Source organism: Alistipes sp. HGB5 (assembly GCF_000183485.2).
In the GTDB taxonomy this organism is placed as follows: domain Bacteria; phylum Bacteroidota; class Bacteroidia; order Bacteroidales; family Rikenellaceae; genus Alistipes; species Alistipes finegoldii.
The window spans coordinates 1-13,455 of the sequence record NZ_AENZ01000045.1 but is presented as its reverse complement, the minus strand read 5'-3'; the positions used below and the strand labels follow the sequence as shown (position 1 = coordinate 13,455).

Below are 13,455 nucleotides of genomic sequence, written 5' to 3'. Positions count from 1 at the left end.
TTACTCTTGCGCCGCCCGAAACGCAAAAAAAGAAACGCCGGTGCAGATGCGATCGCGCAGGCATGCCCGGCGCCAACGCCCCGCAGCGAACGGCAACAAAAATAAGGCTGCCGGAAATGGCAGCCTTATCTATATACGGATCGCCCTCAGAGCGAATCCCGATTAGCGGACCTTGAAGCCTTCGTCGGCGCGAACCGGAATCGGCATCTGGGCATAAATGCCGCCTTCGAGCTTGTCGCGCACCGACTTGAACGCCGCGATCGTATAGTTCACGTCGTCGAGCGTATGGGCTGCGGTGGGGATCACACGCAGGATGATCTCGCCCTTCGGGATCACCGGATAGATCACGATCGAGCAGAAAATACCGTGGTTCTCGCGCAGATCGACGATCAGGTTCGTCGCTTCGGGGATACCGCCCTTCATAAAGACGGGGGTTACGGGCGAGTTGGTCACGCCGATCTCGAATCCGTTTTCCTTCAGGCCGTTCTGGAGCGCGCGGACGATCTCCCACAGCTTCTGCTGATATTCGGGATGGTTGCGGATCAGCTCCAGACGCTTCAGCGCGCCCATGACCATCGGCATCGGGAGCGACTTGGCGTAGAGCTGCGAACGCATGTTGTAACGCAGCAGGTTCACCAGCCAGCGGGGACCGCAGACGAATGCGCCGATACCGGCCATCGACTTGGCGAAAGTGTTGAACAGCACGTCCACGCCGTCGGTCACGCCGAAATGCGAAGCCGTACCGCGGCCGCCCTCGCCCATCGTACCGAAGCCGTGCGCGTCGTCCACCAGCAGACGGAACTGGAAATCCTTCTTCAGCGCCACGATCTCGTCGAGTTTGCCCAGATCGCCCTTCATGCCGAAGACACCTTCGGTAATCACGAGCACGCCGCCCTTCTGCTCCTCGGCGAGGTCCGTGGCATGCTGCAGTTGGAGACGCAGCGAATCCATGTCGTTGTGTCCGTACACGAAACGCTTGCCCTTGTGCAGACGCAGACCGTCGATAATGCAGGCATGCGCCTCGGCGTCGTAGACGACCACGTCGCGCGGCGTCAGCAGGCAGTCGATAATCGAGATCATGCCCTGATAACCGAAGTTGAGCAGGAAAGCGTCCTCCTTGCCGACGAACTCGGCCAGCTCGCGTTCGAGCTGTTCGTGATAAACGGTCTGACCGCTCATCATACGGGCGCCCATCGGGGCCGCCATACCGAATTTGGCTGCGCCTTCGGCGTCGGCCTTGCGCACCTCAGGATGGTTTGCCAGACCGAGGTAGTTGTTCAGACTCCAGTTGAGCATCTTTTTGCCCCGGAAAACCATGTGGGGACCGATCTCGCCCTCCAGTTTGGGGAACGCGAAATATCCGTGGGCGTACGACATGTACTGACCGATAGGTCCGCCTGCATTTTTTTCAAGGCGTGCAAAAATATCAACCATAATGTATATAATTTAATGTTAGTTTCCGTTCCGGACGCGCAAAAGTACAAAAAAACCTTTTTAGCCATCAAAATTAGCCGTTTTTTATTCGGCACGGGTACGCATTTATACTTATTTACACAGGTATAAAAAGAAAAAAGGCCGCTTTCGGCGGCCCCGGAACGGTTTTCAGCGCCGCCGGTCGATCGCATCGACGATCACCGCCACGGCGCCGTCGCCCGTGACGTTGGTCGCCGTGCCGAAACTGTCCATGGCGATATAGGTGGCGATCATCAGTCCGGCGAGCGTTTCGTCGAATCCCAGCATCGACTCCAGCAGTCCCAGCGCGGCCATGATCGCCCCGCCCGGCACCCCCGGAGCCGCGATCATCGTCACGGCCAGCAGCAGGATGAATCCCACGAACGTTCCGGCCGGCAGCTCCAGTCCGGCGATCATCGACACGGCCAGCGCGCAGGCGACGATCTTCATCATCGAACCGGAGAGGTGGATCGTCGCGCAGAGCGGCACGACGAACGATGCGATTTCGGGCCGCACGCCGAGTTTCAGGGTCTGCGCCAGCGTCACGGGGATCGTGGCGGCCGAAGACTGCGTTCCGAGCGCCGTGACGTAAGCCGCAAGCATCGTGCGGAGCATCCGTAGCGGATTTTTGCGCGCCGCGAGTCCGGCGACGGAGAACTGCACGAGCAGCAGCACGACGGTCATGCAGAAGATCACCGCGATCAGCTTCACGAAGACGCCCAGCACGCCCGCGACCTGCCCCGACCGGGTCATCGAGAGGAAAATGCCAAAGATATAGAACGGCAGCAACGGAATGATGACGCTGCCGATCACGCGTTCGATAATCCCCTTGAATTCGTCCATCACCCCCTTGAGCTTCACGCTATGGGTATAGGCCATGCCCAGTCCGAGCACGAAGGCCAGCACCAGCGCCGACATGACGCCGAACAGCGGCGGCATCTGAACCGTGAAATAGGGCGTAAGCGCCGCGCCCGCATCGTCGGGCAGCACGGCCTGCGAGCCTTCGAGCAGCGCGGGAAAGACCGCCCGCCCCACCAAATAGGTTCCGAAGCCCGAAAAAAGCGTGAAGGCATAGGCCAGCGCCGCCGTGACGGCCAGCAGCCACCCGGCGTTCTTCCCCAGATCGGCGATGCCCGGCGCCACCAGACCAAGGATCAGCAGCGGAATGACGAACGAGAGGAACTGCCCGAAAATATCGTTGAACGTCAGCGCGATGCGCGTCGCCCATTCGGGAAAGAAAAAGCCGCATCCTACGCCCAGCCCGATGGCCAGTACGACGCGCGGCAGCAGTCCGAACCTGAATTTCATAGGAGAATGATTTTTGTAAAGATAGGAAAATTACTTAGCTTTTTCAATTCATATGCATCATTAACAAATAATTCGTATCTTTGTGTTGTCTTCATAGACAGACATATTTTGATGAAAGTGTTTTGCTTTTATTCTTGTTAGGAAATCTGGTAAATTTCATAGAGTCAAGAAAAACAATAACACTCATTCACTTGCAATCGTATGCGAAACAATATTCCATACTCGCAGGTGTGGAGTATTGTTTATTTGACTCAAGGTTTACCAGAACCTCCTAACAGATAGGCAATAGACTCCACACTTCTTTTTTTAACAAATGATCGTAAAGGAGTCAGCGGTCTCGCAAAAAAAAACAATCTTATGAATAAAATCCTCTTATTCCTTTTGGGTGGCTGTATAATTGGGAGTGCCATCACTATTTTTTCTGCACAAAACAAACACAAAAAAATACCAACACAACAAAACGCAGAGTCAAAACAAAACACTCAACAAGAAGATAGAATATCTACAATTTCACCAAATATTCTTCTCGGATTTCATCTTGGAATGTCTAAATTAGAATATAATTCACTTATCAAACAATATAAGAACAGTGGCAAAATGTCGATATGGGATAACAACACATATTGCATGCATTGGTTTGAAACCCAGAACATAACCGTTCATGATAATTCAGTTGGCAATTTTACTAGCACACAATCGTTTTCCATAATCTTTGATATTCAACCCAAATTTGTCAATAATAAATTACATACTTTATCGATGTTAATCGAACCATTATATGATGATACAATATTAGTTCAAACATCAAATATTATTCTACTCAAAAATCATTTATCTAAAATATTAGGTTCGCAACCACCCCTAAATTCATTTCACTGGACATTTTCAACATATACAGTCAATTTATCTCAAGAAAAAATCAAAAGCAAGTATTACGAAAAACATTATACATATTATCGACTAACTATAACAAAATAGATTTTTTAATTATGGCACTAATCAATTGTCCAGAATGTGGGAATAGCATTTCAGATCAGGCTCCTCACTGCCCCAAATGCGGATATCAAATTAGTAATCACAGCTTCTTTCCCAAAACAGAAGGTTGCTTTTTACAATCAATGAATATGGGATGCCTAATATTAGTTATTATATTCCTTTTTAGCATAATCCTTTCGGAATATGACATACCAGAAGAAGACCTCCCAATAATAGGTATAATTACGATTATTGTATTTGGAATAATGATATGTTACAATTTTTTCAAAAAGAAAAAACAAAATCAATGATAATTTTTAAAAATGCCATAAATTTATAATTCCGAACGATTTTGTATTTTTGCATCATGACATCACTATTTCACGACATCATTTTCGGCCCGGTGCACTCACGGCGGCTGGGCCTTTCGCTGGGGGTGAACCTCCTGTCGACCGATTCGAAACTCTGCTCGTTCGACTGCATCTACTGCGAATGCGGCTGGAACGCCGAACACCCCGGCGGACGGCGATTCAACGCCCGCGAAGATGTCCGCACGCAGCTCGAAGCGACGCTGCGCCGCATGGTGGCGGACGGCACGCCGCCCGACGTCATCACCTTCGCCGGCAACGGCGAGCCGACCCTGCATCCCGAATTCGAAGCGGTGATCGGCGATACGATCGCCCTGCGCGACGCATTGTGCCCGTCGGCCAAGGTCTCGGTGCTCTCGAACGCCACCCAGCTCCACCGCGAAGAGGTGCGCCGCGCCCTGCTGCGGGTGGACAACAACATTCTCAAACTCGACTCGGCGTTCGACGCCACGGCGCGTCTGATGAACAACCCCCAAAGCCCCGCCTACACCGTCCGCGGCGTCGTGGAGCAGATGAAGGGCTTCGACGGACGCCTGACCGTGCAGACCATGTTCCTGCGCGGCGAATGCGACGGACAGAAAACAGACAACACGACCGAAGAGGAGGTCTCGGCATGGCTGCGGCTGATCGAAGAGATCCGGCCGCGGCAGGTCATGGTCTACTCGCTCGACCGCGACACCCCGTGCCGGACGCTCGAAAAGGTTCCGCGCGAGGAGCTGCAGGCCATCGCCGCCCGCGTCGAAGCGCTCGGCATCCCCTGTTCGGTAGCATAACCCGCCTGACGATGAGACTGCTCCTGTTATCGCTGTTGCTCGTTGCCGGTTGTACGGCGACCGCCCAGCGCCGTCCCACGGCGCGCGAATTGGGCGAACTGCAGGACAGCGTGTGGCGCCGTCTCGACATCCTGCTCACGACCGACCGGGGATTCGCCGCCTGCACACCGGAGCGCGAAACATTCGACGGAAGCGCGAACGCCGCCCGCGCATCCGCAACCAAGGAAATAGCAAGCATCGCCGACGCCGTCCGGTCGTCCGGGACCGACGAAACCGCAGGGATCGTCCGTGTCCACCTGCTCCGGGCCGACTCGGCGATGAAAGCCCGCTTCCGCCGTTACGTGCACGACAGCCCCCTGATCCGACTCGAAGGGTTCGATCCCGACACGACGCCCTATCCGCCCGCCCCCGAAGGCACGCCGCCGCCCGACGGACTGAGCATGGACGCCGAATATGCCTTCTACCCTGCGGAGACCGACTGCATACGGCTTACGATCCGCTACCGCGGCGATTCGACCGTCTATTTCGGGACGGACTACACCGTTTGCAGGTTCCAAAACGGCCGGTGGGAAACACTGCCGGGCGCCGACGCATGGGACTCCCTGCTGATCGGCATCGGCCGCCCGCAATTTCCCGTCCCCGGCGACGCCCGGCAGACGAAAGAGTACGCCTACGGCTTCACGGCCCGGCTCGCGCCGCGCATCTATCCGTCCGTATACGCCCGTTACCGCATCTGCAAAAACGTTTACATGGAAAATCCGCGCCGCGACTACCTGCTCACCGCCGATTTTACGGTGACGCCCTTCGTCCCGTTCACCCGCTTTCCGGAGCAGACGGGCGACAACAACTGACAAATCATGCAAATACTCCTCTCCTGTGCCAAAACGATGGCCGAAAGCACCTCCCTGCCGATACCCCGCACCACTTCGCCCCTTTACGGCGCGCAGGCCGGGGAGCTGGCCGGACAGCTGGCGACGCTCTCCACCGAAGAGCTGGCGAAAATCCTGCGCGTAAACCATCGGATCGCCGCGACGAACCGGCTCCGCTACAGCCGTTTCCACGACAATGCGGAGAGGGCGCTGCCGGCGCTGGCGGCCTACACGGGCATCGTGTTCAAACGGATCGCTCCGGCGGATTTCACGGCCGGGGATTTCGAATATGCGCAGGCGCACCTCAACATCACCTCGTTCCTTTACGGACTGCTCCGTCCGCTGGACACGATCCGCACCTACCGGCTCGAAGGCGACGCCGTACTGCCCGGCCACGGCGAGCAGACGGTTTTCGAATATTGGCAGGACAAACTGACGGACGCCTTTCTGGAGAAGATCAAGGCCGACGACGGCATACTGGTCAATCTGGCCAGCAGTGAGATGAAGCGGCTGTTCGACTGGAAGCGCATCTGCCGCGAAGTACGGGTCGTCACCCCCGAATTCCGCATCCGCGAAGACGACCGGCTGAAAACCGTCGTGGTCTATACGAAAATGTGCCGCGGCGAAATGACCCGTCATATCCTCAAAAACCGCATCGGCGATCCGCAGCAGCTGAAAGCGTTCGAGTGGGAGGGTTTCCGGCTGAATCCGACGCTCAGCAAAGCCGACGACTGGGTGTTTACGATGTAAGGAGTCCGGATATTATTCGGCGCAGACCGGCGCCTGTTTCGTTTCGAGCAGGGCTTTCAGAATACCCTCCTCGTCATAGCCGCAGAGGGCATAGAGCTGAGCCGGAGTTCCGTGTTCGACCCACTCGTCGCCGATGCCCAGCGAACGCACCGAAACGTCCAGCCCGCGTGCATTGAAAAATGCCGCGACGGCTTCGCCGACGCCTCCGCGCAGGGCGCCGTCCTCGACCGTCACCACGCGGCGGAACTTCGCACCCACTTCGAGGAGCAGTTCCTCGTCGAGAGGTTTGGCGAAGCGCAGGTCGTAATGGGCTGCGCTCACCCCTTCTTCGGCGGCGCGTGCGGCGGCGCGTGCGGCGGCGTTGCCGACCGTCCCGACGGTCACCAGCGCCACATCCGCTCCGTCGCGGAGCTTGCGTCCCCGGCCCACGGGCAGGGTTTCGAACCGCGCACCGCGCCACATCCGGCCTTCGCCGCAGCCGCGGGGATAGCGGATCATGAAGGGATGGCCGTACTGCAGTCCCGTATACATCATGCCGCGCAGTTCCAGCTCGTCCATCGGCGCGGCGATCGCCAGTGTCGGCACGCAGCCGAAGGCCGCCATGTCGAAGACTCCGTGATGCGTCACGCCGTCCTCGCCGACCAGACCGCCCCGGTCGAGACACATCACCACCGGAAGGTCCTGAATGGCGACGTCGTGGATCACATTGTCGTAAGCCCGCTGCATGAAGGTCGAATAGATATTGCAGAAGGGCACCATGCCCGCGGCGGCGAGTCCCGCCGAGAAAGTCACGGCATGCCCCTCGGCGATGCCCACGTCGAAACAGCGCGACGGCATGGCCTGCATCAGCAGATTCATCGAGCAGCCCGACGGCATGGCGGGCGTGACGCCCACGACGCGGCTGTCGCGTTCGGCAAGTTCGACGAGCGTCTCGCCGAACACGTCCTGATAGCGCGACGCCGAACCCGGCGACGAAATCCGCTCGCCCGTATCGGGATTGAACCGCCCCGGCGCATGCCAGACGGGCTGGTTGTGCTCGGCGGGCAGGTAGCCCTTGCCCTTTACGGTCATGACGTGCAGCAGTTTGGGTCCTTCGATATCGCGCAGCGCGCGAAGCGTCCGCACCAATTCCTTGAGGTTGTGGCCGTCCACGGGTCCGAAATAGCGGAAATTGAGACTTTCGAACAGATTGCTCTTGTTGAGCAGCCCCTGCTTGACGGCGTTGCCCGCCTTCTGGCAGAGACGCAGCAGGCGCGGCGTATGCGAAAGGATGCCCCACAACCGTTGCTTGAAGCGGTTGTAGTGGACCGAAGTCGAAATCTTGAGCAGGTAGTTTTTCAGCGCGCCCGTGGCCTGATCGATCGCCATGTTGTTGTCGTTCAGAATCACCAGCAGGTTGGTGCGCTTGCTGGCCCCGGCGTTGTTCAGCCCTTCGAAGGCCAGCCCGCCGGTCATCGAACCGTCGCCGATGACCGCCACGACCCGATACTTCTCGCCCCGCAGTTCGGCCGCCTTGGCCATGCCGAAGGCCGCCGAGATCGACACCGAGGCGTGTCCCCCGCCGAAAGCGTCGTATTCGCTCTCGGACATGCGCGGGAAGCCGCTGATGCCCCCCAGCCGGCGCTTGGTTTTGAACGCTTCGCGGCGGCCCGTGATGATCTTGTGGGCATAGGTCTGGTGCCCCACGTCCCACACGATCTTATCGGCGGGCGTGTCGAAGACATAATGCAGGGCGGCGGCCAGCTCCACAGCCCCCAGACTCGACGCGAGGTGTCCGGGATTTACCGAACATTCGTCGACGATATAGCGTCGCAACTCGTCGCAGTAAGCGCGCAACTCCTCCGCGGAGAGCCTTTTGAGGTCCTCCGGCGAATCGATATGTAGAAGCAGTCTGTATTCTTCCGGCGTCATGGCGAGACAAAGATAATGCAAGCAGGGCACAAAAGCAAGCCCGTCCGCCTTTTGGCCGGACGCAGCCTTTCCGGAACGGCGTCGAAAAGCGTGCGCACCGGACACCGCGCCGAATTTGTTCGGACACGGTCCGGAGGGCGTCTATTTTCTGTAAAGATAGTCATTGATGCCGGTTTTTTTCGAAAAAATTTCTATCTTCGCGTTACGGTAAATCCATTGCAACATGAAATACAAGAGAATACTCCTCAAACTGAGCGGCGAATCGCTGCAAGGTTCGCAGAAATACGGACTCTCGCCCGAAGTGCTCCAGTCCTACGCCGAACAGATCAAGGCGGCCGCCGGGACGGGCGTCCAGATCGGCATCGTCATCGGCGGCGGCAACATCTTCCGCGGACTCACCGGCGCCAAGAAGGGCTTCGACCGCGTGAAGGGCGACCAGATGGGCATGCTGGCCACGATCATCAACTCGCTGGCGCTGCAGTCGGCACTGGAGGACAACGGCGTGAAGGCCAAGGTACTGACTTCGATCCGCATGGAACCCATCGGCGAATACTACTCCAAGGCCCGTGCCATCGAGTACCTCGAAGCGGGCTATGTGGTGATTATCGGCGGCGGCACGTCGAATCCCTATTTCACGACCGACTCGGCGTCGGCGCTGCGCGGCATCGAGATCGAAGCCGACGTGATGCTCAAAGGCACCCGCGTGGACGGCGTTTACACGGCCGACCCCGAAAAGGACCCGACGGCCGTGAAGTTCGACCGGATCACGTTCGAGGAGGTGCTCGACCGCAGGCTGAAAGTCATGGACCTCACGGCGTTCACCCTTTGCCGCGAGAACGGACTCGGCATCATCGTCTTCGACATGGACACGCCGGGCAATCTGGGCAAAGTACTTGCAGGCGAACAGATCGGAACGCTCGTAACCGGGCTTTCATAGGAGCTTCCGGCCGGCACTCCGGACTCCGTGCGACAAAGTGCCCGACAAACCAAAACAACGAAAAAACATGGCGACAAAAAAGAGTAACAGACAATTATGGATCATGCTGGCGCTGATCGTCGCGATCGTCGCCGTCATCCTGCTGCTGCCTTCATGCGGCGGCAACAGCAGCAAAAAGGCAGGCGACGTCGAATCGACGACGCTCGTGAAGGCCGGCGACAAAGCCCCCGACTTCACGGTCGAGATGTTCGGCGGCGGCAAAACCGACCTCGCCGAACTGAAAGGCAAGGTCGTCCTGCTGAACTTCTGGGCCACGTGGTGTCCGCCCTGCCGGCAGGAGCTGGCGCGCGTGCAGAGCGACGTGATCGACCGTTTCGCAGGCCGCGATTTCGTATTCCTGCCCATCTCGCGCGGCGAAACGCACCAGACCGTGGCGGCGTTCCGCGAAAAGACCGGCTACTCCTTCCCGATGGGTCTCGACCCCTCGCAGACCGTCTACGACCGTTATGCGTCGAACTACATTCCGCGTAATTTCGTCATCGACCGCAACGGCAAGGTCGTGCTGGCGTCGGTAGGGTACGACCCCGAAGAGTTCGACGAAATGATCAAAACCATCGAAAAAACACTCGAATAACTATGGATACCAAAACGATTCTCAACGAAGCCTCCGGCCGTATGCAGAAGGCTATCGACCACCTCGAAGAGGAACTTCTGAACGTGCGCGCGGGCAAAGCCTCGCCCAACGCCCTGAACGGCATCATGGTAGATTACTTCGGCTCGCAGGTGCCCGTATCGGGCGCGGCCAGCGTCACGGTTCCCGACGCCAAGACGATCCTGATCCAGCCGTGGGACAAGAACATGCTCCGCCCGCTGGAAAAAGCCATCATCGACTCGAACATCGGCCTGACCCCCTCGAACAACGGCGAGCAGATACGCCTGACGATTCCGCCCCTGACCGAAGAGCGCCGCAAGGAGCTGGTGAAGCAGATCCGCGGCGAAGCCGAAACGGCCCGCATCAGCCTGCGCAACGCCCGCCGCGACGCCGTCGAGGCATTCAAGAAGGCCCAGAAGGAGGGCATGCCCGAAGACGAATCGAAAGACGGCGAAACCCAGTCGCAGAAGCTGTTGGAAAAATTCTCCAAGCTGCTCGACGAAGCGCTCCAGAGAAAGGAGAAGGAGATCATGACCGTCTGAAACGGTTTCATCCGCATGAAAATCCGGCCCGATTCGTATATTGGCCGGATTTTTTCATATATTTGCCCCTCCTAAACATTCCGTCCCGATGAAAAAGCCATTCCGCAAGATTTCGGTCCTGATCGTATTGTTTTCGCTGTTCGGCATACAGAACGCAGCATCGCAGGGCTACGTCAAACTCAACGCGCTCTATGCGCTGGTCGGCGTCGTAAACCCCTCTGTGGAATTCGCCATATCCCCCAAATCGACCCTGCAGACCGACATCGTGGTCTCGCCGTGGAAGTCGATCAACCGGAAGCATATGACCTTCGCCATCTTCATGGGCGAATACCGCCGCTACTTCAAGGAGCACAACCGGGGCTGGTATCTGGGCGCCAATATCGGCATGATGGCTTTCGACATGTCGAAACCCTATATCGAAGGCTGGAAGCTGAAATTCGAAGACCGCTACTGCAAAGGCTACGGCATGATGATCGGCCTGTGCGTGGGTTACGAACACCAGTTCGGGGAGCGGTGGCTGCTCGACGCCTTCTTCGGATGGGCATGGATGGACAGCCACTACAACGGATACAGTTTCGACGGCAAGGTAGACATGTATCCCCACCGTCCGGTGCAGCCGGAGAACCCCGATCCGTTCAACGGCTCGTCGGAGTGGTATCCCAACAAGCTCGGCGTCTCGATCGGCTACCGGATTTTCATGCCCAAGCGACTGCGCACCGACGGTTCCTGCAGCAGATAACACGGATTGCGAAAAACGGCCGCAAACGGCGGACAAACACAAACGCCCTGCTCTTTGAGGAGCAGGGCGTTTCGTCTTGCCGGCTGTGTCCGGACAGGTTACGGGCCGGCAAAACACGGCTACACTCCGAAAGCAAACGCCGGTTTCGAAACGTCCGACTCCGCGGGTTCTGCCCGTTCTTCCGCTAATTCCGCCGACACCGCAAGTTCCACGGATTCTGCGGGGAGGGGCTGCGGAATCTGCGGGGCTGCCGGTTTTGCCGACTCTGTCCGTTCCTCCGGACGGCATGATCCGGACGGCGCACTACATGCGCAAAAAAACGGAAGCGGGGTGGAAATACCCCGCTTCCGCGTTCTGACGATGCGCGGCCTGCGCCGCAGTCATCGGGAATTACTTAACCTTCGGGCCGGCAGCTACGAGCTTCTTGCCTTCCTCGTTGCCCGTGAACTTCACGAAGTTCTTCACGAAACGGTTTGCGAGGTCCTCAGCCTTCACGTCCCAATCCTTGGCGTTCTTGTAGGTGTCGCGCGGATCGAGGATCTTGGGATCCACGCCGGGCAGAGCTGTCGGGATCTTGAAGTCGAAGATGGGCAGCGTCTTGGTCTCGGCCTTGTCGATCGAACCGTCGAGGATGGCGTCGATGATACCGCGCGTATCCTTGATCGAGATACGTTTGCCGGTGCCGTTCCAACCCGTGTTCACGAGGTAAGCCTTGGCGCCCGACTTCTGCATCTTCTTCACCAGCTCCTCACCGTACTTGGTGGGGTGCAGCGAAAGGAACGCTGCGCCGAAGCAGGCCGAGAAGGTCGGAGTCGGCTCGGTGATGCCGCGCTCGGTACCTGCCAGCTTGGCGGTGAATCCGGAGAGGAAGTAGTACTTGGTCTGCTCGGCGTTCAGGATCGAAACCGGGGGCAGCACGCCGAATGCGTCGGCCGAGAGGAAGATCACCTTCTTGGCGGCCGGAGCCTTCGATACGGGCTTCACGATATTTTCGATGTGGAAGATCGGGTACGATACGCGGGTATTCTCCGTAACCGACTTGTCGGAGAAGTCGATCTTGCCCTTCTTGTCTACCGTCACGTTCTCCAGCAGCGCGTTGCGGCGGATGGCGTTCCAGATGTCAGGCTCGTTCTCCTGCGAGAGGTTGATAACCTTGGCGTAGCAGCCGCCCTCGAAGTTGAATACGCCGTCGTCGTCCCAGCCGTGCTCGTCGTCGCCGATCAGCTCGCGCTTCGGGTCGGTCGAAAGCGTGGTCTTGCCCGTTCCCGACAGACCGAAGAAGATAGCCGTCTCGCCTTTGGCGTTGGTGTTGGCCGAGCAGTGCATCGAAGCCATGCCCTTGAGCGGAAGCAGGTAGTTCATGTAGGAGAACATGCCCTTCTTCATCTCGCCGCCGTACCACGTGTTGATGATGACCTGCATCTTCTCGGTGAGGTTGAAGACGACGGCCGTCTCCGAGTTCAGACCGAGTTTCTTGTAGTTCTTGACCTTGGCCTTCGATGCGTTGAGCACGACGAAATCGGGCTCTCCGTAATTCTCCAGTTCGGCGTCGGTCGGACGGATGAACATGTTCTTAACGAAGTGCGCCTGCCAAGCCACCTCCATGATGAAGCGGATCTTCAGACGCGAGTTCTCGTTGGCGCCGCAGAAAGTGTCGACGACGTAGAGCTTCTTGCCCGACAGCTCCTGCGCAGCGATCTTCTTCAGCTCTTTCCAAGCCGCCTTGGTCACGGGCTTGTTGTCGTTCTTATACTCGTCGGAAGTCCACCAGATCGTATCTTTCGTGGTCTCGTCCATTACGAAGAACTTGTCTTTGGGCGAACGGCCGGTGTAAACGCCGGTCATCACGTTCACGGCGCCCATTTCGGTCTCCTGACCCTTTTCGAAGCCGCGGAGGCCCTTCTTGGTCTCCTCGCGGAAGAGTTCGTCGTACGACGGATTGTACACGATCTCGGTCACACCCGTGATCCCGTACTTTTTCAAATCCATTTTGTTCATAGCAATCGTTATTTTTAATAAAACATCAAATCCAAGATTTAACCTAACCGTCGAAATCCGCGCATGCGGACTTTAACCGCACAAAGGTAGAAAAACTTTTACACTTGTGAAAAAATTAACAGTGAAAAACACAAAAAAAGAACATTATTTTTTCCGATGCCCGTATATGATTCATTTATAA

At 57.3% G+C, this 13,455-nt stretch carries 13 protein-coding genes; 9 read left to right on the top strand and 4 right to left on the bottom strand.

The features are described 5' to 3' along the window. Positions 1 to 162: 162 nt before the first annotated feature. Positions 163 to 1,434 (bottom strand): aminotransferase class I/II-fold pyridoxal phosphate-dependent enzyme, encoded by a 1,272-nt coding sequence (locus HMPREF9720_RS06985; RefSeq protein ID WP_009597504.1) that lies wholly within the window; start codon positions 1,432 to 1,434, stop codon positions 163 to 165. Between the two features lie 168 nt (positions 1,435 to 1,602). Next, the gene (locus HMPREF9720_RS06980; protein WP_009597549.1) at positions 1,603 to 2,760 is read right to left on the bottom strand and encodes a dicarboxylate/amino acid:cation symporter; all 1,158 of its coding nucleotides are present in this window, start codon (positions 2,758 to 2,760) and stop codon (positions 1,603 to 1,605) included. A gap of 357 nt (positions 2,761 to 3,117) precedes the next feature. Here HMPREF9720_RS06980 and HMPREF9720_RS15090 point away from each other — a divergent pair, with 357 nt between their 5' ends. Genes HMPREF9720_RS15090 through HMPREF9720_RS06965 form a run of 5 tightly spaced genes read left to right on the top strand, consistent with a single transcriptional unit; the run spans position 3,118 to position 6,495 of the window. Beyond that, positions 3,118 to 3,738 (top strand): hypothetical protein, encoded by a 621-nt coding sequence (locus HMPREF9720_RS15090; protein WP_009597506.1) that lies wholly within the window; start codon positions 3,118 to 3,120, stop codon positions 3,736 to 3,738. 11 nt (positions 3,739 to 3,749) lie between these two features. Continuing rightward, positions 3,750 to 4,046 (top strand): zinc ribbon domain-containing protein, encoded by a 297-nt coding sequence (locus tag HMPREF9720_RS15085; RefSeq protein ID WP_083817608.1) that lies wholly within the window; start codon positions 3,750 to 3,752, stop codon positions 4,044 to 4,046. Between the two features lie 56 nt (positions 4,047 to 4,102). Further along, a complete protein-coding gene (locus HMPREF9720_RS06975) occupies positions 4,103 to 4,876 on the top strand; it encodes a radical SAM protein (protein ID WP_039940136.1) in 774 nt (257 codons plus the stop codon). A gap of 11 nt (positions 4,877 to 4,887) precedes the next feature. Continuing rightward, positions 4,888 to 5,727, top strand: coding sequence for an immunoglobulin-like domain-containing protein (locus tag HMPREF9720_RS06970; protein ID WP_009597512.1), 840 nt, complete (start codon positions 4,888 to 4,890; stop codon positions 5,725 to 5,727). A 6-nt stretch (positions 5,728 to 5,733) separates the two neighbouring features. Further along, entirely contained in the window at positions 5,734 to 6,495 is a 762-nt protein-coding gene (locus HMPREF9720_RS06965; protein WP_009597518.1) for a YaaA family protein, read from the top strand. 12 nt (positions 6,496 to 6,507) lie between these two features. Here the strand turns inward: HMPREF9720_RS06965 and dxs are convergent, their stop codons facing one another. Beyond that, the gene (gene dxs, locus HMPREF9720_RS06960) at positions 6,508 to 8,406 is read right to left on the bottom strand and encodes a 1-deoxy-D-xylulose-5-phosphate synthase (protein ID WP_009597526.1); all 1,899 of its coding nucleotides are present in this window, start codon (positions 8,404 to 8,406) and stop codon (positions 6,508 to 6,510) included. A gap of 223 nt (positions 8,407 to 8,629) precedes the next feature. Here dxs and pyrH point away from each other — a divergent pair, with 223 nt between their 5' ends. The 4 genes from pyrH (at position 8,630) to HMPREF9720_RS06940 (ending at position 11,276) form a co-directional block, all read left to right on the top strand. After that, positions 8,630 to 9,343 (top strand): UMP kinase, encoded by a 714-nt coding sequence (pyrH, locus tag HMPREF9720_RS06955; protein WP_009597522.1) that lies wholly within the window; start codon positions 8,630 to 8,632, stop codon positions 9,341 to 9,343. A gap of 67 nt (positions 9,344 to 9,410) precedes the next feature. Next, positions 9,411 to 9,977 carry a TlpA family protein disulfide reductase gene (locus HMPREF9720_RS06950; RefSeq protein ID WP_009597530.1) on the top strand — a complete coding sequence of 189 codons (567 nt, stop codon included), beginning with the start codon at positions 9,411 to 9,413 and terminating at the stop codon, positions 9,975 to 9,977. 2 nt (positions 9,978 to 9,979) lie between these two features. Next, positions 9,980 to 10,537, top strand: coding sequence for a ribosome recycling factor (frr, locus tag HMPREF9720_RS06945; RefSeq protein ID WP_009597557.1), 558 nt, complete (start codon positions 9,980 to 9,982; stop codon positions 10,535 to 10,537). 88 nt (positions 10,538 to 10,625) lie between these two features. Further along, complete coding sequence (locus HMPREF9720_RS06940; RefSeq protein WP_009597511.1) at positions 10,626 to 11,276, top strand: DUF3575 domain-containing protein; 651 nt, start codon at positions 10,626 to 10,628, stop codon at positions 11,274 to 11,276. 390 nt (positions 11,277 to 11,666) lie between these two features. Here the strand turns inward: HMPREF9720_RS06940 and pckA are convergent, their stop codons facing one another. Beyond that, on the bottom strand, positions 11,667 to 13,274 hold the full coding sequence (pckA, locus tag HMPREF9720_RS06935; RefSeq protein ID WP_009597505.1) for a phosphoenolpyruvate carboxykinase (ATP): 1,608 nt from the start codon (positions 13,272 to 13,274) through the stop codon (positions 11,667 to 11,669). Positions 13,275 to 13,455: the final 181 nt, after the last annotated feature.

Coding starts and splice junctions, on each gene's coding strand:
- pckA (WP_009597505.1), bottom strand. CDS start 13,274: ATGAACAAAATGGATTTGAAAAAGTACGGGATCACGGGTGTGACCGAG.
- HMPREF9720_RS06965 (WP_009597518.1), top strand. CDS start 5,734: ATGCAAATACTCCTCTCCTGTGCCAAAACGATGGCCGAAAGCACCTCC.
- HMPREF9720_RS06950 (WP_009597530.1), top strand. CDS start 9,411: ATGGCGACAAAAAAGAGTAACAGACAATTATGGATCATGCTGGCGCTG.
- dxs (WP_009597526.1), bottom strand. CDS start 8,406: ATGACGCCGGAAGAATACAGACTGCTTCTACATATCGATTCGCCGGAG.
- HMPREF9720_RS06985 (WP_009597504.1), bottom strand. CDS start 1,434: ATGGTTGATATTTTTGCACGCCTTGAAAAAAATGCAGGCGGACCTATC.
- HMPREF9720_RS06970 (WP_009597512.1), top strand. CDS start 4,888: ATGAGACTGCTCCTGTTATCGCTGTTGCTCGTTGCCGGTTGTACGGCG.
- HMPREF9720_RS15090 (WP_009597506.1), top strand. CDS start 3,118: ATGAATAAAATCCTCTTATTCCTTTTGGGTGGCTGTATAATTGGGAGT.
- HMPREF9720_RS06975 (WP_039940136.1), top strand. CDS start 4,103: ATGACATCACTATTTCACGACATCATTTTCGGCCCGGTGCACTCACGG.
- HMPREF9720_RS15085 (WP_083817608.1), top strand. CDS start 3,750: ATGGCACTAATCAATTGTCCAGAATGTGGGAATAGCATTTCAGATCAG.
- HMPREF9720_RS06940 (WP_009597511.1), top strand. CDS start 10,626: ATGAAAAAGCCATTCCGCAAGATTTCGGTCCTGATCGTATTGTTTTCG.
- frr (WP_009597557.1), top strand. CDS start 9,980: ATGGATACCAAAACGATTCTCAACGAAGCCTCCGGCCGTATGCAGAAG.
- HMPREF9720_RS06980 (WP_009597549.1), bottom strand. CDS start 2,760: ATGAAATTCAGGTTCGGACTGCTGCCGCGCGTCGTACTGGCCATCGGG.
- pyrH (WP_009597522.1), top strand. CDS start 8,630: ATGAAATACAAGAGAATACTCCTCAAACTGAGCGGCGAATCGCTGCAA.